This window comes from Parabacteroides sp. AF39-10AC, assembly GCF_003635405.1.
Classification (GTDB): Bacteria; Bacteroidota; Bacteroidia; order Bacteroidales; family Tannerellaceae; genus Parabacteroides; species Parabacteroides distasonis.
Genome location: NZ_QTLP01000015.1, coordinates 32,694 through 50,840, shown reverse-complemented (window position 1 = coordinate 50,840; position 18,147 = coordinate 32,694). Strand labels below are relative to the sequence as shown.

Below are 18,147 nucleotides of genomic sequence, written 5' to 3'. Positions count from 1 at the left end.
GCCCGTTTGGGGCTGCCTTTTTTATTATTTTTGTATAGAGATGAAACAATTGAGATTTCTTTTATATCTGTTGAGTTGGGTTGTTTGCTGTGAGCTATCTGCGACTCCCCATAATATCGCTTCTTTGGCGAAAGTCTCTTGCTCTTCTGCGTTAACGCAGGAACAAGGTTGTGAGAATGTAGTGGATCAGGTGATTCGTATTGCAGGAAAAGGAGAGTGGGTCGCTAAAACAAAGTTGGACTTCCGGGGGCGGGTGTATCCCTATCCTTGGATTCAATTGGATTGGGAAGAGCCCATTTATACGAATCAAGTCATATTATATGATCGGGTAGATAAGGACAGCCATACGGCGGCCGGTACGTTGTTCTTTAGCGATGGAAGCTCAATCACGGTCAACCAGATTCCTAATGATGGAGCACCGAAAGTGGTGACGTTTGAGACTAAAAAAATAGAATGGCTTCGTTTTCAGGCGACAGATGGGGAAGGACGAGATTTAGGTTTGTCTGAGATAGAGGTTTATCCCGCACCGGAATCTTATACAGATTATGTCTCATGGGTTAATCCGTATATCGAGACGGCTAAGGGGCGGTATTTTTTCTTTGTTACAGGAAGCTTGCCTTTTGGAATGATCAGTTCCGCTCCGTTAACCCGTAATATCAATCAGGGAGGAGGAGGTTATAATTATAACTCTACAACGGTATTAGGTTTTCCGCAAATTCATAATTGGATGATTTCTGGCTTGTCTCTGATGCCAGTAAAAGACGAGGTAGATGTCTGTGGGGGGGATAAGGCTTGGCGTTCTTCTTTCTCCCATGAGGGTGAGATCGTTCAACCCGGCTATCATCGTTTATTTTTGGATTCCTACAAGATATGGGTGGAACAGACCGTTACGGATCGAGTGGGGCTTTATCGTCTTACGTATGCGGAAGATGGTTTGGCGAAGGTCTTGGTGAACTTGGGAGGTCATATCGCTACTTCTACTTTGTTGAATGCTCATGTGACTAAAGTGAGTGATACGGAGATCTCCGGATATTTTGATACAGCCGGTCGTGTATGGGGCGGTGTGGATGTTGCGAAAGTGTATTTTGTCGTTCAATTCAATAAGCCAATCGAGGCATTGAATGGTTGGGTGGGCGATAAGAAGGAAATGGGAGTTGGACATTTTACGGGTTCTTCCGAATTAATTACCGTGCCTAAGTCCTCTTTTAAACAATCTCCTTCTTCTGGCGTAGAAGCTTGTTTTGGATCTTTTAAGGCTGGTGATGAGCTGTTGTTGAAGACCGCTATCTCTTATGTGAGTGAGGAAAACGCCCGTGAGAATATAGAGCGGGAATGTAAACATTGGGATTTTGATCAAGTTAAGAGTGCGTCCGAGCGTATTTGGAATGAGTGGTTGGGAAAAATTGATGTGCAAGGTGGTTCTTTTCAGCAAAAGACCAAGTTTTATACCGATTTGTGGCACATATTGTTGGGGCGCCATAAGATAGATGATAGCAATGGCGAGTATCCGGATTATTTGTCCGGAGGAGAACGTATTGGAAAACAAACAAGGATACATACGATTGCTCCTAAATTCCAAGTACGGACTTTGCCTAAAGATAAAACAGGAAAATCAAGGTTTCATATGTATAATTCAGATGCTCTATGGTTGACACAGTGGAATTTAAACACGTTGTGGGGACTGGCGTATCCTTCTGTTTTAGACGAGTTTTCCGCTTCTTTTATCGAATATGACAAGAATGGAGGTCTATTACCTCGTGGGCCGTCCATAGGGTCTTATACTTATATTATGACGGGCTGTCCGGCTACCTCCTTGATTACTTCCGCTTATCAGCGGGGGGTGTTTCATAAATGGTCGCCCAAGGAGGGATATGCGGCTATGAAAAGGAATCATGAGAAAGGTGGTATGCTTGCCTTTGATATGGATAAAGAGTTGGAGTTCTATATTAAACACGGATATTGCCCAGAAGAGGCAGGCTTGACTATTCAATGGGCCTTTGAGGATTGGGCTTTGGGAGAAATGGCGAAAGCTATGGGAAAACTCAAGGATTATAATTATTATAGAAATCGTTCCTTGGGCTGGCCTGCGTCTTGGCATCCGGATTTGAGGTTGATGATGCCTAGAAAAGAAACAGGAGAGTGGGTCCATTTGGATCCTTTGTCCGAGCGTGGGTTTGTACAAGCCAATGCTTGGCAGGCTACTTTTGGATTATCTCATGACATTGAAACATTGGCTCGTTTGATGGGAGGTAATGACAGCTTAGCTACTCAATTGAATTATGTGTTTGAGATGTCGAAAAATGCAAGATTCCTGTCTAGTTATGTTAGTTATGCCAATCAACCCGGTTGCTCGAATGCGCACATTTTCTCACATATAGGAAAGCCTTGGCTGACTCAATATTGGGTGCGTCAGGTCGCTAAACAGACCTATGGTGATATTACGCCAGAGCGAGGCTACGGCGAAAATGATGAAGATCAAGGACAGATGGCTGGAATAAGTGCACTGATGGCTATGGGATTATTCAGTTTGGATGGAGGCTCTGCCTATAATCCGATGTATGATATTACAAGCCCTGTTTTCAATGAGATTACGATTCGATTGGATTCTCGGTATTATAAAGGGAACGAGTTTAAGATTAAAGTACATGATAACTCCCCTGAGAATTGTTATATCCAGAAAGCTTCTTTGAACGGAGAGATGTATCATAAATATCAATTGCCGCATACCGTATTTGAGCAAGGTGGCCTTTTGGAATTATGGCTTAGCGATAAACCAAACAAGGAATGGGGAACTCAATAACGATTTGGGCATATCTCTCAATTTGCATGATGATTCAAAAAAAGGATGTGCGAAACAATGAGGCACATCCTTTTTCATTTCCTTTTAAATCTAAGTAGCGTGTATTATTCTACTCGTTTGTTGATTACGATATGACCAAAATAGCCAAGGAGAACCAATCCCAGACCTGTAAGTAGAATACTATTTGTCATACCACCGGTAAAAAACGGTACAGCCAAAACTGCCGCACCAATAATGAGTACGATCACTCCTAGATTTTTAATTAACTCATTCATGGTTATAGATATTTTATAATTATTTTCTTTTCTACCGCAAATAAAGCAATAATAACCCGATCGTGAAAATATTTTCGGAGAAAAATAATGAAACGATTGAAATTAGCTTCTATATTTGTGTTATAATATAGTTACGTATGGGAAGAATACTTTACATAGTTTATTTGTGGCTGTTTTTTGTACCTGTATTTCTGGTACTGACTATACTTACGGCTGTGACGGTTATCATCGGTTGTCTATTGGGGGGAGAGAAAATCTTCGCTTATTATCCGGGTATGATCTGGTCTCGATTGACTTGCTATCTGGCGCTTTGTCCGGTGACGGTAAAAGGGCGTGAGCATATAGACCGGAAACAATCGTATGTTTTCGTCGCTAATCATCAAGGTGCGTTTGATATTTTCTTGATATATGGTTTCTTAGGCGTTCCCATTAAGTGGGTGATGAAGGCGGGTATCGCTAAAATTCCATTTGTCGGGACCGCCTGCCGTGCGGCCGGTTTTATCTTTGTCGATAATTCTACGCCGAAGGCTGCCGCTCGTAGTGTTTTGGAGGCGGAGCGTTGTCTTCGGAACGGGGCTTCCGTGGTTGTTTTCCCGGAAGGTTCGCGTACGTATACCGGAAAAATGATTCGTTTCAAGAAAGGGGCTTACCAAATGGCTCTGGATCAGCATTTGCCTATTATTCCGATCACCTTAAACGGGCCGTTTGATGTTTTGCCGATCGGGTCGTTGAATGTCCATCGTCATCGGATGGAGATGGTGATCCATTCGGCGGTTTCTACCGAGAATATAGACACTTCCCACAGAGGAATGCAAGTGTTCGCTGATCAGACTCAGGAAATCATAGCATCCGCCTTGTGGGAAGAATATAAATAATTTAGGTTATTATTTCCAACTTTTCAGGATGTCATGTTTCGCTACTTTCAGGCTGAATCCGAAATTATCACCGAACATGGAACCGGCATCAGCAGCCAAAGATCCTGTAAATTCCCATCCCGATAAACGGGGATGTTGATAAGAGATATCTAAAAGTCCGGAAGCTCCTCTTTTCTTGTTCAAGAAAGGGGTGGCATGTCTACCCCAACTATTCATCACGGTTACTAATACCCGATAAGATACTTGTGAGGAGATAGCGCCTTCCGCACCAAAATGCCAGTCACGAACACGGTTGTTCTTGAATCCTAATGAACCGGCCTCGTTATACTCTGGGCTTGTGATCAGAGGAGAACCTATCGCCCGGTTAAAATAAGAGGCTCCGGTAGTGTATTCTCCGTTGTTATAATAATCATCACCACCGCCACCTACGCCGGGATGTAGGTCGTGATCAAAATCGATGAAGTGGAACTGTCCGCTTTGGTCTCTTGTAACCAGATACTCCACGACCACCTTACGCAACCACGGAAATTTTGGTAAATCCAATTGTCCTCCCCATAATCCGTCGGTATTGTTTACGAATATCATACCGGATTTATCCTCGAACAAATGTTGGTAATAGGCGGATACTTGCCAGTTTGGTTGTGTAAAAGCCAATTTGAAATCGTAAGAACCGTAATGATTACCCAATACATTGATCTGATCGGATACTGTTGCATTGTCACCACCTTCACTACCGCAAATAACCCGGATCAGGTCCTTGATGGATTGAGGCTGCTTTCCGATCTTAGGATTGGTTGAGGTTCCTCCCCATTGTGCCCAATGCTGTACACCGATTACACCGGATAACGGAAAATCATTGCGTGTATCCTTGATCTGTACAAATAATGATTTATGATGCCATAAAACGTTATCTACGTAAGTTTGCTTATTGTTTGTGAAGTTAGCCAGATAATCCTTGTCGAAAGAACGACCGACGGCAAAGTCTCCTTTGACTTGCATCCAGCCTTTCGTTAAAGGAACGACGGTAAATTCCGGAATACTGATGTTCACTTCCGGAATCGGGCGGGCATTGGCAGATTGTACGATATCGCCCGAGCTAAGCCAACGATCCCAAAGAGAATTATAGCGTTCCTTGCTTCCTACACTCAATAGCAAGCATTTGTAACCTAACTCGGCATATATTTGTTGGATAAAGAAATTGCGATGACGAGGAACTGCGGCCACTACGTCTAATCCGGCTCCCCAGCGAAAACCTTTGCCAAAAGTTTGATTATGGAATACTCCCGCATTCAAATATCCGTTATTCGCTTCCAAAGGAACAATTCCGTATCGATTGCTAACCATCCAGAAAGGGGTATTGTCGCCACTAGCTACCGATCCGAATATTTCGGCCTTGTAGGTAGTCGCTTCCGGAGTTGTCTCTTCTTCTTGAGCGAAACTAGCCGTTGCCATCCCCAGACAAGTCAGACCTATAAAAATTGATCGCACTGATTTCATGTATATATAAATGTTTTGTCTGGGCGCAAAGGTAAGGATTTATATGTTTGGTGCAACCATTATTGTTTCTTTAACCACTCGAATATAGTTTGATAGGCATCGTTCCGATAGGGCTTTTGAGATAGGATCAGATCGTGGATGCCGTTTGGAATGGTATCTCTCGTGACTTTGTCTCCTAGTTTCTCCCCGTATTTTTGAATGTCTTGAACATCCAAGACGATGTCGGAGGTCATGTATTCCTCATGCCATGTCTCTGTTTCCGGAAAAGATTTGTTGGAAGACATCACTAGTATCGGACAATCCAGTTTTAACCCTTTTTGTACCGTCTGTTGCGCTTCTTGTATGGCTTTGATCCATCCGGCTTTTTTCGGATGCCCGAATATCATTTTCCAGTTCGTGTCAAACTCCCATTCTCCTTTATATTGCTTAAGCAAGCTATAAGCGTAATTCGGATCACCCAAACCTTGTACGGTAAGATTCGGGAATAGCCTCCCGACAAACGCAACGGTTGGCAGTACGACTTTCTCCATAAACCATCCGAAATTCCAATCCAGAAAAGGGCTATTTAAGATAAGCCCGTCTACCGGTAACTCCCCTTTTTTACTATTCAAATAATAAGGTGTGATCAATCCGCCTGTAGAATGCGCCATTAATAATATCCGTTCATTACCTTCGGACCGGATGGTGGCTAAAGCGGTATCGATATCAGCGAAATACTCTTTTAGGCTCTTGCAAAAGAACGGGTTTTGATTGGGTAATATCGAACGTCCGTATTTCCGCAAGTCCATCGCATAAAAATTATATCCGTGAGCGTTTACGCTATCCCCTAATTGTTTCTGGAAAAAATAGTCATTATAGCCATGGATATACAGCACGGCCTGTTTTACGCTATCCAGTTGAGGTTTCTTGACCAGTGTGCAAACCACCTTCCCCTCATAGTCATCCGGCATCTGGAAGGTACGGCGTAAATAACCATTCCCCAATATATCGGGTACGTATTGGGCATATACCTCGCATAAAATGAAACAGAGGAATATAATAAGATTTATTTTTCGAGACATAAATATATTGTTTCTATTTTATAACTGTATTTGCAAAGATAGGGTTTATCAATCAATGGTAATTAACCAAGATCATAAAATAAAAAATGACAGATAAGCATGAAAAACGATAGGATAAACGTGAATATTGCAACTTATACGTAAAAAGCCCTATTTGTGGGTACTCTATGATTTTTAATCTTAATAATAAATATTTTACTTTGTTGGAAAATGGAAGCGTGTATGGAACCTGAAATAACTGTAATAATAGTAGATGACGACTTTGGATCAGTCCAAAGGCTACAAGACGATCTATCTGCCTTTTCTTGTATAAGGATACTGGATACGGCTATGACTGCGGAGATTGGTAAAAAACAAATCATTAAATATCATCCGGATTTGGTGTTTCTGGACGTGGAGCTACCGGATATGTCTGGCTTTGAACTGCTAAATGATATACAAGATGATATCCAGCCCAATTTGCGGATCGTATTCTATACGGCTTATGATAAATATATATTGGACGCTCTTCGTGCTTCAGCTTTCGATTATCTGTTAAAACCTTATTTAACGGAGGAGTTGGCCTCCCTTATAGAGCGTTTTCTTACGAGCGAGCCGAAAGATGTCATCAGCATGGAGAGATCGTTGCGAAAAATATTGAATCGAGACAATCGATTCGCTATCCAAACGGTATCCGGCCTCTTGATAGTCCGTTGTGAGGAAATATTCTTGTTTCAATTCTTGAAAGACCAGCGCTGTTGGCAGATTCTATTGACTTCCCGCAGTTCACATAAATTAAAGATGAGTACTACAGCGAAGGAGTTATTGTCTATCAATAATATGTTTGTCCAGATTAGTCAAGATTGCATCGTGAACCTGTCCTATTTGATGTTTATCGAGAATAAGACCTTACGATGTGAGTTTTATCCCCCCTTTCAGGATGAGGAGCGGATAGCCTCACATCGGTATTTTAAATTGTTGAGGGAACGGTTGGATATTATTTGATGATTACTTAACCTTATAAGAAAGTATGATATAATATCTTTTCTCGTTTGCGTCAAATGCTCCTATACTCAATTTACCTTCAGTCTTAGGAGTATAATTTATGCTCCGTAATTTACCTCTCGTTTCCCAATCGGTGATAGTCGCCGTCCCATGGAATAAAGCGATCTTTATATTGGGAGGGAGAATGACCATGAACCGGTAGTTCTTTCCTTTTTGCAGATCACGATTTATGGGTACGTCAATTACTTTGAGTGGAAACTTATCATAAGAGAATGTTTGAGGCAGCGCCTCTATTTGGTTCGATTGGATAGCCTTGATTAATTCTCGTCCATCAAACCCAAGTAAAGGAATATTGGATGAATAGCCATCTATATCTTGTATAAGCGGACTATAGTAAGGATTTTTTTTGATCAGTTGTTCATACTCTTCTTTTGACGGTTCGGGTACCGAATATGAAAGTACGGTGGAATACGTTTTCCGGTCAGGTGGAGCGATACTGATCGATACTTCTCCCGGCAAGAATGGCGTAAATACGAGTTTCTGAGTTCCTTGGACTACTTTATTAAAGGGAAATTCGTTGTTTTGTGTCAAGGCCAGTTTCGTGGGCTCGGGCAACTGTATCGTAAATTCATACGTTTCTCCTAATTTCAACGTACGTGTCATCGGTATTTGTACCACCCGGAAAGGAAGTTTTTGCCGGGGATATATTTTAGGGAGGGAAAGGATGGTACCGTTACGTAATCCTTCTAATAATAATTCTCCATCGAAGCCCATGTACTCCATGTCGGGTACGAGACCGGGAAGTTTTTGGAATTCCTCGAAAGATAGTGGTTTTTTTAGCATTTGATATTTTTCTTCATAGGGAAAATGTGAGAATGCCATCCATACGGGTGAGGTATGGAACCATGACATATCATCATCGCTACGGGCGAATGTTCCATTATTGACAGTACCGGAACCCCATGTGGCATCCACAAAAAAGTAACGATTGGGTTTGTCTCCTTCAACTAGTACATAGGCATGGCGTTCAAAAGGCGTACCTGGTATATGATCATATGTTTTGGCGAATCCGGTTACCAAGATGCATTTGATATTTAGAGGCTCGCATAACTTGATAAATAGATCGGCGAACGCTTGGCATACCCCTTTTTTCTGTCTCCAACATTCATCAGCGTCACGGATTTTATAGTCTGTGTCATAAGCTATATTTTGTATCAGATAACGATAGATAGCCCTCGCTTGATCATTTTTTTTAGAGCATCCTTTTGTGATCTCTGCCGCGATACTTTTATAGTCTATTGTCGGAAGTTTCTCCGCTGATAGCGATGTGAAGCCGCAAAATAATAAAAGGATGATAAGTCTTATCGTACTTTTCATATGCATTTATGTTGGTTGATGGGTTAAAGTTATTGATAATCATAAATACTTTTAATGTTTCGTTTCTTTATATAAACATGATTTTTGACCGCTTAAACGTGTAAACGCTATGAATATCCGTTTGTAGGGAAACCTCGTCTTTGATATCCGGAGATTTACTTCTAGTTTTGAATTTATGAATATCTGTTTTAGAGGCTTTCTTATAATAAAAATATGATGCTGATGAAGAGAGGAAAGAGGAAATATGTTTCTCTCGGGATCATTCTGATATGTATGTTTACCTGTCTGCCAGATATATGGGGCGACAATGGAAAATGTGAGAATAGAAAGATCGAAGAGATAATAGAACTAATGGGAAAGAACCATTTAGATGTCGAGGCTGCGGGTGAATATTCGTTAGGCTCGGTATGTCCGGGAAAGAATTTGATTTTGGCCGCAGATGCTAAGGGTACTATAAATCATGTGGGAATTAAATTGTTCGATCGCCGGATCATCGCCGATTATCCTTCTCCTGTTTATTTGTTTGTGGAGAGATACTTGCTATGGGTCTTATTAATGAAAGATGAATCCTCGATCAAGGAACGTTTGAAAGAAGACCGGGTACTATTTCGACTTGGAATGAAACTGAATGATAAGATATATTTGAATTTAAAACAAAGCCTTCGGGAAATCAAACAAGATCAATCCTTTATTATAACGACGGATAATAGTAAATACGCTGTGACTTGGTTGGAAGATCAGCGGCCTATTTTATCGATAAGTTTTCCTATACAGTATGAACTGATTTGGGGTATGAATAAGAAGGAGGCGGAGGGCCAGTTTCAAGATGGCTTAAGGGCGTTTTTGTCAAAAGAAAGGAATTTGCCTGTAGAGGCATCTCCTACTGAAATGAGTTTGATTCGTGATAATTGTTATCGTTCAGAAGGTGATTTTTATGGTTTGGAAGATATTACGTCCTATCGATATTATACAAAAGGAGCGGATCATACCTATTCATTAATATATGATCGGGTTAATCCTGTAGAATCGGTGGCAAACTTATTTACGGCTTATCCCGACTCAATGATCAAAATTGAAATCACTCAACGAATGTATGGAGGTAAACGGGAGCTTTTCACGGTCCCTCTTACTGATTTCATATCTTTTTGTAGGGAAAATGGTTGTGAGATATTCGTTGGCATTGAGAGACAGGACGAAAATTCTATGGCAGGAACGGCCATAATGGTGAACCGGTCATTGGGGTATAATCATATTTTGTATTTCAATGTAGATATGCGTATTTGGGATAATCCGGGATCTTATCCTGTGACGGCTCAATTGTATGCCTTTGTTCCTATGCATAATGTGAGTAGTTTATATGGTGATTCTAATAAGAAATAGGGTAAAATAACAAATAAAATGATAAGCGTATGAAAAAACTGAGTTACTTATTCATCTTACTCCTTTTCCCGATCGTCGCTTTCGCTCAGGAAGCAACAGTACAAGATAAGGAAAATAAGGAGAAAATCAAGGAGATCAAGTTGAGCGAGGATTATGTGTATGCGGATGCCGTGACGGAAGAGAATCTATCGGAAGCGCAACAAAACTCAATGGATCTGCTCCGTGCGAACGTAAACGCTATTTTCGCCGAACGTTTCCACATGTCCAAGGAGGATGTGGAAGATATTTGGGATGTTATCGAGGATAAATGCCAGAATGTGACTATCAAGAAAGGAGATCTGTTCCGGGTATTTACCTACATCATGAAGGATTATCTATTCCCCGGAAAGAAGAAAAAGAAGGTGAAAAACGAGGAGTTGGTAAAAGTGAAACCCTCAAAAGATGAGATCTTACCAGATGAGATAGAAGAGGTATCGGAGGCTTTGGTAAATGATTCATTGCCGACGGCCTCACAAAATGAGATATTGGCTTTCGTTCCGGATGCGAAGCCGGATGTTACTTCACAACCGGAGCCACAGCAAACACAAGAAGCTGGGGAATCTGAGGCTACATTACAAGATAAGGCTCAAGAGGTAGTTTCAGAAGTAACGGGTGATCCAACAGAGGTTGTTACAGAGGTTCCCGTTGCTGTTGCAACTTCAGTTGCGACAGAGGAACCGGTGACTACTACGGTGATTGCCACTCCTGTTACTCAAGTTGAAGAGCCGGTCGCTGCCGAGCCGGAAGATATTACGGTTTCTAGTCCATCGGCTCCGGCTTTAGACCCTATTGTCAAAGAATTATTAGAAATCCAAACCTATAAAGAACTGATCTCCTTATTAGACCAGAAAAAAGAGGAAGGCACCCTTATCTATGGACGTATCAAGACTATGCGCTCTCCGGATAGATGTTATCTGGCGATTTTTAAGAAAAGCGAGGTTATCACGATTCTAGGGAAAGGAGATAAGGAACGTTTGAACCTTAAAACAAATACGGAAGATTCTTTGAATAATTATAAGGGACATGGTGTGATCTGGTTCCAGATTTTTTAATGAACAATAAAGAACAATCTATATGAAAAAGTTAATAGCTAAAGCGATTCTATTTATCGTATGTTTTCAATTTGCGTGGGTAGCCCGTGCGCAGTACGCTACGGAATTTTATTTACCAGATTTATAAAGTAAAGCCCTAAAATGAAAACAAGAGCTAAACAAGTGCAAATAAAACCGCTTATTTACAATTGATTATAGTGTACTTGATGTTTTCAGTTGTTTTCTTTCTTTTCAGTTGATTGGTTCTTTTTCGGTACAATTTTGTTTCTCGTTTGTTTCTCAATATCGACCTTTATTCATATCTTTGCAACAGAAACAAAATTATGAAGGGATCGATATGCCACGAGTAAAGAAGCCTACAAAAGTAAAAGAGCCTGTCCGCCTTCGGACAAAGAAGCTGGCAGATGGAAGCCAAAGTCTGTATCTTGATATATACCGTTTCGGAAAACGAACATACGAATATCTTAAGTTGTATCTCATTCCGGAAACGGATAACAATGCCCGTCGGCAGAATCAGGCGACTATGAATGCCGCCAATGCCATCAAGTCCAAACGTATTATCGAGCTGACCAACGGCGAGGCCGGTATAGAAACCAAAGAGAGAGTTTACCTGCTTGACTGGATGAATACCTACAAGGAGAACCAGGCCAAGCGTGGCAAAAAGGACGGTTATCAAATTGACATCACTATACGCATCTTGAAGGATTATGCGGGAGAACGTATGTTGATGGATCAAATAGACAAGACATTCTGCCAGAATTATCTTGACTACCTTCAGTCCGAATACCGTTCCAGAGGCAAACGAGTGTCGAATTACACACTGCATACTTATTACCGGGTATTGAACGGAGCCTTGAATGCGGCTGTCAGGGCCGAGATCATCAAGTCCAATCCTTTCACGAAAATCAGCAAGTCGGAAAAGATCCGTCTGCCTGAAAGCAAACGGTCATACATGACCATTGAAGAGGTGCGTGCATTGATCGCAACCCCGATGAAAAATGAATCCGTGAAAGGTGCCTATCTGTTCTCTTGTTTCTGCGGTCTGCGAATCAGTGATATAATCAAGTTGCAATGGAAAGATGTATTCGTTGATCGTGGACAATACCGTCTGTCGGTTTCAATGCAGAAAACCAAGGAACCGATTTATCTTCCGCTTTCCCCGGAAGCGTTGAAGTGGATGCCTGCGCGTGGAGACAAAACTCCTGATGACCATGTGTTTGACCTGCCGTCCCCAGCAATGGTCAATATTCTTATCAAACCATGGGCAAAAGCGGCGGGAATAAACAAGCGTTTTACATTCCATACGGCGCGGCACACGTTCGCGACGATGATGCTGACACTCGGAGCAGACTTATATACGACATCCAAGCTGCTCGGCCATGCTGACGTGAAAATGACACAGGTGTACGCCAAAATCATCAACCAGAAAAAGGATGATGCGGTCAACCTGGTCAACGGATTGTTTGAGTGACCAATGATATACCATATCATGTCAAATTTACAAGTAGATATTTTAAGGGCGTCATCGATTGCAGATACAATCGAAAAACGATACCTTTATGATGATATATTATTATAAACCAATAAAATGTAAATCGACATGACAAGAGCTGACAAAGGCCTTCTCTCTTTTTGAGGGGAGCAAACACCCGCATCACATTGAATCGGCACAGGACGTGGCGGAAGAACTTTTCGCCCTGCTTACCGAAGCAAAAACAGTTTATCTCCAGGAGGTCAAAATCCACGGCAAACAGTATCGCCGTTATGTGGAGGATTTTGTGAACAGTCACCGGTATATTGACTGCGATAACGCGGTCTGTCGGAACTGCCACGAAATGAACATCCACATCGTCAAGGGACTGCTGACCGACTGCCCCTACCTTATCCAACCGCTTTTTTCCGCCCCGAGCCTCTCTTTCGAGGAGTGCATGGAACTAAAGCGGAAGTATGACACATCGGAACTGGCATCTTCCGATTGTAATCCGGCAAAGTTTTCATTTCTTTCTTTTGACTGCAGTCTTTCGCGCAAACAACTGGCCGGTATCGTTTCTTGCGCCAATACTTATCATCTGTTCTGTTCTCCCGTAACTATTGACGACATGGAATCTCTCTTCTCCTGCAAGATAGGTTTCTGTCTTCGGGTGAACAGCGTGCGCCGTGTGGCTATCCTGTTCGATGCCCTTCTTGAGAATTCATTCATTCAGCCTTACTGGCAATCAGTCCTCGAAAGAGGGCGTTTCCTGCAATCCAAGGACGGCTCGCACTTCATATCCGCAACGAGCATATCCACCACGCTTTCGTTGGTCAGGAACAAAATGACTTCAACCGCTTACAATATCAGAAAGTTTGTAAGCCAACTGAAGGAATGAAAGGAAGTGCTAAGAAGTCAACCATGTGAAAAGCAAAAGTATGATAACTGATATGCTACCAAACCGGTATCATACTGTCATCCAATGCTTTTAGATATTCACACTCTACCTTTGCCTCTGTATACAACGCGTTACAAACAGAGGTGCATCTCTTATTGTCTAATTTAATCACGAATAATATGTCCAACAGATTGACATTCATGGAAAGGTTGAGCGAACGGCTCACGGCCCTTGAAGCGATTATCCGGAAATTGGAACCGGTCGAGAGCTTTCTGGAACGGGTGGAATTGCTGGAAAAGAACATTTACGCGACCAAAAAGGTCTTTACTTTTTCGGAAGCCTGCATGTACATCGGGGTATCAGAAAGTATGCTGTATAAACTTACGGCCAACAAGGAGATTCCTCACTACAAGCCTCGCGGCAAGATGATCTACTTTGCCAAGGAGGAACTGGACGAATGGCTCCTGCAGAATCATGAACTTGCCGTCGATGATGCCACGCGGATGGCACACGAGGCGGCAGCAGTACAACCCTTCTTAAACGAGAAACGCCATGGAAAACGAAAGAAGAACTGACCAGAAGACGGGAATGGGATTGGAAGAGACCCGTCTGTCAGATATTCTTTCAGCTTCCCAAATCAAGGCGACGGATACATACGAGACCCCGCCGCAAATTATCTGGATTGACAATTCGACCATAGCGACTCTCGGCAATTTCAGTGCATCGACCGGCAAGGCAAAATCCAAGAAGACATTCAATGTCTCCGCCCTTGTCGCCGCTTCCCTGGCAGGTAAGCAGGTGCTGAACTACCGGGCGCATCTGCCGGAAGGCAAACGCCGGATCCTGTATGTCGATACCGAGCAGAGCCGCTATCATTGTCACACGGTGCTGGAACGTATTCTGCGTCTGGCCGGGCTTCCTACCACAGCAGACAGCGAGAACCTTGATTTCATCTGCCTGCGGGAGTATTCTCCGACAGTCCGTATAAGTGTGATAGACTATGCCCTTCGTCAGGGTAAAGGTTACGGGCTGGTTATCATTGACGGTATCCGCGACCTTATGCTGGACATCAACAGCACCAGCGAATCGGTGGAGGTAATCAACAAAATGATGGAATGGTCCTCTCGTTACGACCTGCATATCCATTGCGTGCTGCACCTGAACAAAGGGGACAACAATGTACGAGGCCATATCGGTACGGAGATGAGCAACAAGGCGGAAACAGTACTGGTCATCAGCAAATGCAACGAGAATCCGTCTGTCAGTGAAGTCCATGCCCTGCATATCCGGGAAAAGGAGTTCAAACCCTTCGCGTTCACCGTGGACGACAACGGGCTCCCGGTCATCGCCGAAGGGCACACGTTCGGTGACACCCCGAAGCCCAGGCAACGGACAAGCTTTACGGAGCTGAGCATCGAGCAGCACCGGGAAGCCCTTTCCGCTGCCTTTGACGGCAAACCCATCAGGGGCTTTGAGAATGTACTGCAACGTCTGATCGCCTCTTATGAAAACATAGGCTTCAAACGTGGCCGCAGTGTCATGATAAAACTGCTGCAGTACCTGACGGACAACCTTAAACTTGTTGTCAAGCAGGACAAGCTGTTCTACTATGACATGACCCCCGCGGAAGCAAGGCTTTTTGATGAAGAATGAAGCCGGGCGCGGGCATATATATTTCAGTTTACTTTAGTATGTATATATATAGGGAATAAAACTAAACTAAACCATTTCCGTGTGAACAAGTGAAAGAAAACAGCCATGACTATAGAAGAAGCAAAACAGGTACGCATAGTGGACTTTCTGGCGCAGCTCGGCCACCATGCGCAATACGTTAAATCGGATCAGTACTGGTATCTCTCGCCGTTAAGGGATGAGCAGTCGCCGTCGTTCAAGGTCAATGACCGGTTGAACGAATGGTATGATTTTGGGGCGGCCACCGGAGGCGACCTCGTGGAATTGGGTAAATACCTTTACCAGACTGAAAGTGTAAGCGAGGTACTGGCATACATCGGGCGGCATTCCAGCGATATGCCTTTGCCGAAAGTCCGTTTCCAGGCTCTTCCGCCCCGTCCCGTGGAATCGGATATGAAAAATCTGATTGTCGTCCCGTTACGGCATCACGCGTTATACTCTTACCTTCAGTCCCGGAAAATAGATGCTGACATAGGACGTATGTTCTGCAAGGAAATCCATTATGAATTGCGTGACCGGCATTATTTTGCCCTCGCGTTCGGTAATGTTTCGGGCGGATATGAAATGCGCAACGCCTATTATAAAGGATGTATCAAGAACAAGGACATCTCCCTGATCGGACATCAGTGCGGAGAGATACAGGAACGGGTCTGCGTGTTCGAGGGGTTCATGGACTTTCTGTCTTACCTGACATTGAAGCAGTCATGCAACTGGACCATTTGTATAGACCAGCCTTGCGACTACCTTGTCATGAACTCCGTAAACAACCTGAAAAAGGCATTGATGTACCTGCAGAGATACCTGCATATACATTGTTATCTCGACAACGACCTTGCCGGGCAAAAGACCGTGGAAACCATAGCCGGACTATACGGCGAACGGGTCAGCAACGAAGCTGTCCGATATAGCGAATACAAGGATCTGAATGATTGCTTGCGAGGCAAGAAACGCTGACCTAAAAAAAAGCGAATCTGCCAATGGAAGCCCTCCTGAACGGAGGGCTTTTTTTATGCCCTGACTTCTTCATTTTTCCCGTTCATTAAGGCGATATAGTACGATTTTATAGTACGATTTTCAAAATCGATATAAATCTTGTAAAGAAAACATCCGTTTAATACACAATTATTTCGTAGTTCGAAATTCTCCTTTTTTATTTGTGAAATCAAACTAATACAAAATTCAATATCCATACTAAAAGATATGAGATCATATTTCATTTTTGCCATTGTTCTGACGGTCGCGTACCTCATTTATTACGCGGTCATCATTATGCAGGATCTCTATGGAAAAAGGAGAACCGGCAAGACAGAGGAGGAAGTTTTCGACCTCGGCACACTGGAGGACGAAGAGAGTGTTGCCGTGAGCGAGAGTGAAACCGGGTTCCGTGTCGGCAACGAGCAATACGATACTGAAACAGCATCAGGCGGCGATTCTGCCACCGACCAGAAGCCGGCGGACAAAAAGCCGGAGACAAAGGAGACCCCGGAAGAAAGACTGGAGCGTCTCAAAGCCAAGGCGGAGGAAAAGATGGAGGAAACCACGCCCTACCTGTCTGATGGCTTCAGTGCAGATGAAATGTACAAGGCGATGCTTTCCAGGGGCAAACTGGAAAATCGTCCGGAGATGGCCTGGAAACCAATTAAAGACAAATTGTAGCATGTCGATTAAGCAAAAGATAGTATGCCTGTTAATTCTTGTACCCTATGCGGCTTTCGCCAAGAGCGGCAGCGTGAACTACAGCTGGGGAGCGGATGCGCTGGCCACGATGCACGACTTCGTGGTCACGATGATGCTGTATGTCCTGTATATATGCTACTCCATCGCATCCGTTCTGGTCATCGTGTCCGCCTTCCAGATCTACATCAAGATGAACACTGGAGAGGACGGCATCGTCAAATCCTTTTTATCGCTGCTTGGCGCGTGCCTGTTCATCATCGGGGCCTCCATCGTACTTCCGGCATTTTTCGGTTATCGCATATAAGGCTGTTTAACAATCCAATACATAAATATTAACTCAAAAACGATCAAGTATGTTTCAGAAAGTAAAACAAATGTGCCGAAAGGCAAAAGGATTCATCCAAGGTGTTTCCACCAAAGTGAAGATGCTTGCACTCACTTTGTTCTCTGGTACCACGGCAATGGCCCAGAGTACGGCCGGCGACTATTCAGCCGGTACTACCGCACTATCTACCGTGGCGGAGGAAATTGTCAAGTATGTACCAGTCATGGTCAAGCTCTGCTATGCCATCGCCGGTGTAGTCGCCATTATCGGCGCCATCTCCGTTTACATCGCCATGAACAACGAAGAGCAGGATGTCAAAAAGAAGATCATGATGGTGGTTGGTGCATGTCTTTTCCTGATTGCAGCAGCACAGGCTCTTCCTTTGTTTTTCGGCATTGACGCATAAAAGTACCGAGGGATGAAAAGCAAGGAAACACGTTATCCGGACTATCCGCTGTTCAAGGGGCTGCAACGTCCTCTTGAAGTGATGGGATTGCAGGGCCGCTACATCTATTGGGCGGCAGGAACGGCAGGCGGAGCCATCGCGGGCTTCATAGCCGCTTACTGCCTTGCCGGATTCGTGGCCGGACTGGCCGCGCTGACAGTCATTCTGTCGGTGGGCATCGTGCTAATCATCTTCAAGCAGCGGAAAGGTCTGCACAGCAAGAGAACGGACCGAGGCGTGTTCGTCTATGCCTACTCGCGTAAGGTCTGACAAAATTAAACCATCACAGCAATGTGTGG

At 43.5% G+C, this 18,147-nt stretch carries 18 protein-coding genes; 14 read left to right on the top strand and 4 right to left on the bottom strand.

All coding sequences use genetic code 11. The annotated features are described in order from the left end of the window. The first annotated feature begins 40 nt into the window (after positions 1–40). Positions 41–2,800, top strand: coding sequence for a GH92 family glycosyl hydrolase (locus DW033_RS14460; protein WP_122382875.1), 2,760 nt, complete (start codon positions 41–43; stop codon positions 2,798–2,800). Between the two features lie 104 nt (positions 2,801–2,904). Here DW033_RS14460 and DW033_RS24685 read toward each other — a convergent pair whose 3' ends face one another. Then, complete coding sequence (locus DW033_RS24685; protein ID WP_005854067.1) at positions 2,905–3,075, bottom strand: hypothetical protein; 171 nt, start codon at positions 3,073–3,075, stop codon at positions 2,905–2,907. 137 nt (positions 3,076–3,212) lie between these two features. Between DW033_RS24685 and DW033_RS14455 the strand changes: the two genes are divergently transcribed. Then, positions 3,213–3,950 carry a 1-acyl-sn-glycerol-3-phosphate acyltransferase gene (locus DW033_RS14455; protein WP_122382861.1) on the top strand — a complete coding sequence of 246 codons (738 nt, stop codon included), beginning with the start codon at positions 3,213–3,215 and terminating at the stop codon, positions 3,948–3,950. Positions 3,951–3,959: 9 nt separating this feature from the next. On the opposite strand, the gene DW033_RS14450 is transcribed toward DW033_RS14455, so the two are convergent. Then, complete coding sequence (locus tag DW033_RS14450; RefSeq protein ID WP_122382860.1) at positions 3,960–5,447, bottom strand: capsule assembly Wzi family protein; 1,488 nt, start codon at positions 5,445–5,447, stop codon at positions 3,960–3,962. 59 nt (positions 5,448–5,506) lie between these two features. Further along, the gene (locus tag DW033_RS14445) at positions 5,507–6,508 is read right to left on the bottom strand and encodes an alpha/beta hydrolase (protein WP_122382859.1); all 1,002 of its coding nucleotides are present in this window, start codon (positions 6,506–6,508) and stop codon (positions 5,507–5,509) included. Between the two features lie 222 nt (positions 6,509–6,730). On the opposite strand from DW033_RS14445, the gene DW033_RS14440 reads away from it, so the two are divergent. Then, positions 6,731–7,492, top strand: a complete 762-nt coding sequence (locus tag DW033_RS14440) for a LytTR family DNA-binding domain-containing protein (protein ID WP_121961779.1) — start codon at positions 6,731–6,733, stop codon at positions 7,490–7,492. Positions 7,493–7,495: 3 nt separating this feature from the next. Here DW033_RS14440 and DW033_RS14435 read toward each other — a convergent pair whose 3' ends face one another. Then, positions 7,496–8,869, bottom strand: coding sequence for a transglutaminase domain-containing protein (locus DW033_RS14435; protein ID WP_158563024.1), 1,374 nt, complete (start codon positions 8,867–8,869; stop codon positions 7,496–7,498). Between the two features lie 222 nt (positions 8,870–9,091). On the opposite strand from DW033_RS14435, the gene DW033_RS14430 reads away from it, so the two are divergent. The 11 genes from DW033_RS14430 to DW033_RS14370 all read left to right on the top strand — a co-directional run bounded on the left by DW033_RS14430 (position 9,092) and on the right by DW033_RS14370 (position 18,118). Further along, the gene (locus DW033_RS14430; protein ID WP_146375930.1) at positions 9,092–10,249 is read left to right on the top strand and encodes a hypothetical protein; all 1,158 of its coding nucleotides are present in this window, start codon (positions 9,092–9,094) and stop codon (positions 10,247–10,249) included. 29 nt (positions 10,250–10,278) lie between these two features. After that, complete coding sequence (locus DW033_RS14425) at positions 10,279–11,340, top strand: hypothetical protein (protein ID WP_122382858.1); 1,062 nt, start codon at positions 10,279–10,281, stop codon at positions 11,338–11,340. A gap of 337 nt (positions 11,341–11,677) precedes the next feature. Beyond that, on the top strand, positions 11,678–12,811 hold the full coding sequence (locus DW033_RS14415) for a site-specific integrase (RefSeq protein WP_005807062.1): 1,134 nt from the start codon (positions 11,678–11,680) through the stop codon (positions 12,809–12,811). Between the two features lie 205 nt (positions 12,812–13,016). Beyond that, entirely contained in the window at positions 13,017–13,709 is a 693-nt protein-coding gene (locus DW033_RS14410) for a hypothetical protein (protein ID WP_008781591.1), read from the top strand. A gap of 179 nt (positions 13,710–13,888) precedes the next feature. Continuing rightward, positions 13,889–14,284: a helix-turn-helix domain-containing protein gene (locus DW033_RS14405; protein WP_005807064.1), complete on the top strand. Its 396-nt coding sequence runs from the start codon at positions 13,889–13,891 to the stop codon at positions 14,282–14,284. Continuing rightward, a complete protein-coding gene (locus DW033_RS14400) occupies positions 14,262–15,362 on the top strand; it encodes an AAA family ATPase (RefSeq protein WP_005807066.1) in 1,101 nt (366 codons plus the stop codon). Before DW033_RS14405 ends, DW033_RS14400 begins: the two co-directional genes overlap by 23 nt. Positions 15,363–15,467: 105 nt before the next feature. Continuing rightward, entirely contained in the window at positions 15,468–16,355 is an 888-nt protein-coding gene (locus DW033_RS14395) for a toprim domain-containing protein (protein ID WP_005807068.1), read from the top strand. 246 nt (positions 16,356–16,601) lie between these two features. Then, entirely contained in the window at positions 16,602–17,057 is a 456-nt protein-coding gene (locus DW033_RS14385) for a hypothetical protein (RefSeq protein WP_005807070.1), read from the top strand. Position 17,058: 1 nt separating this feature from the next. Continuing rightward, positions 17,059–17,382, top strand: coding sequence for a DUF4134 domain-containing protein (locus DW033_RS14380; protein ID WP_005807072.1), 324 nt, complete (start codon positions 17,059–17,061; stop codon positions 17,380–17,382). 49 nt (positions 17,383–17,431) lie between these two features. Beyond that, positions 17,432–17,809 (top strand): DUF4134 domain-containing protein, encoded by a 378-nt coding sequence (locus tag DW033_RS14375; protein WP_005807074.1) that lies wholly within the window; start codon positions 17,432–17,434, stop codon positions 17,807–17,809. A 12-nt stretch (positions 17,810–17,821) separates the two neighbouring features. Continuing rightward, on the top strand, positions 17,822–18,118 hold the full coding sequence (locus tag DW033_RS14370; protein WP_005807076.1) for a hypothetical protein: 297 nt from the start codon (positions 17,822–17,824) through the stop codon (positions 18,116–18,118). Positions 18,119–18,147 lie beyond the last annotated feature (29 nt).

Bases quoted from the DNA above. Each gene is read 5' to 3' on its own strand.
- DW033_RS14415 (WP_005807062.1), top strand. From the start codon at position 11,678: ATGCCACGAGTAAAGAAGCCTACAAAAGTAAAAGAGCCTGTCCGCCTT.
- DW033_RS14405 (WP_005807064.1), top strand. From the start codon at position 13,889: ATGTCCAACAGATTGACATTCATGGAAAGGTTGAGCGAACGGCTCACG.
- DW033_RS14425 (WP_122382858.1), top strand. From the start codon at position 10,279: ATGAAAAAACTGAGTTACTTATTCATCTTACTCCTTTTCCCGATCGTC.
- DW033_RS14440 (WP_121961779.1), top strand. From the start codon at position 6,731: ATGGAACCTGAAATAACTGTAATAATAGTAGATGACGACTTTGGATCA.
- DW033_RS14395 (WP_005807068.1), top strand. From the start codon at position 15,468: ATGACTATAGAAGAAGCAAAACAGGTACGCATAGTGGACTTTCTGGCG.
- DW033_RS14370 (WP_005807076.1), top strand. From the start codon at position 17,822: ATGAAAAGCAAGGAAACACGTTATCCGGACTATCCGCTGTTCAAGGGG.
- DW033_RS14450 (WP_122382860.1), bottom strand. From the start codon at position 5,447: ATGAAATCAGTGCGATCAATTTTTATAGGTCTGACTTGTCTGGGGATG.
- DW033_RS14460 (WP_122382875.1), top strand. From the start codon at position 41: ATGAAACAATTGAGATTTCTTTTATATCTGTTGAGTTGGGTTGTTTGC.
- DW033_RS14430 (WP_146375930.1), top strand. From the start codon at position 9,092: ATGAAGAGAGGAAAGAGGAAATATGTTTCTCTCGGGATCATTCTGATA.
- DW033_RS14380 (WP_005807072.1), top strand. From the start codon at position 17,059: ATGTCGATTAAGCAAAAGATAGTATGCCTGTTAATTCTTGTACCCTAT.
- DW033_RS14385 (WP_005807070.1), top strand. From the start codon at position 16,602: ATGAGATCATATTTCATTTTTGCCATTGTTCTGACGGTCGCGTACCTC.
- DW033_RS14375 (WP_005807074.1), top strand. From the start codon at position 17,432: ATGTTTCAGAAAGTAAAACAAATGTGCCGAAAGGCAAAAGGATTCATC.
- DW033_RS24685 (WP_005854067.1), bottom strand. From the start codon at position 3,075: ATGAATGAGTTAATTAAAAATCTAGGAGTGATCGTACTCATTATTGGT.
- DW033_RS14445 (WP_122382859.1), bottom strand. From the start codon at position 6,508: ATGTCTCGAAAAATAAATCTTATTATATTCCTCTGTTTCATTTTATGC.
- DW033_RS14435 (WP_158563024.1), bottom strand. From the start codon at position 8,869: ATGAAAAGTACGATAAGACTTATCATCCTTTTATTATTTTGCGGCTTC.
- DW033_RS14400 (WP_005807066.1), top strand. From the start codon at position 14,262: ATGGAAAACGAAAGAAGAACTGACCAGAAGACGGGAATGGGATTGGAA.
- DW033_RS14455 (WP_122382861.1), top strand. From the start codon at position 3,213: ATGGGAAGAATACTTTACATAGTTTATTTGTGGCTGTTTTTTGTACCT.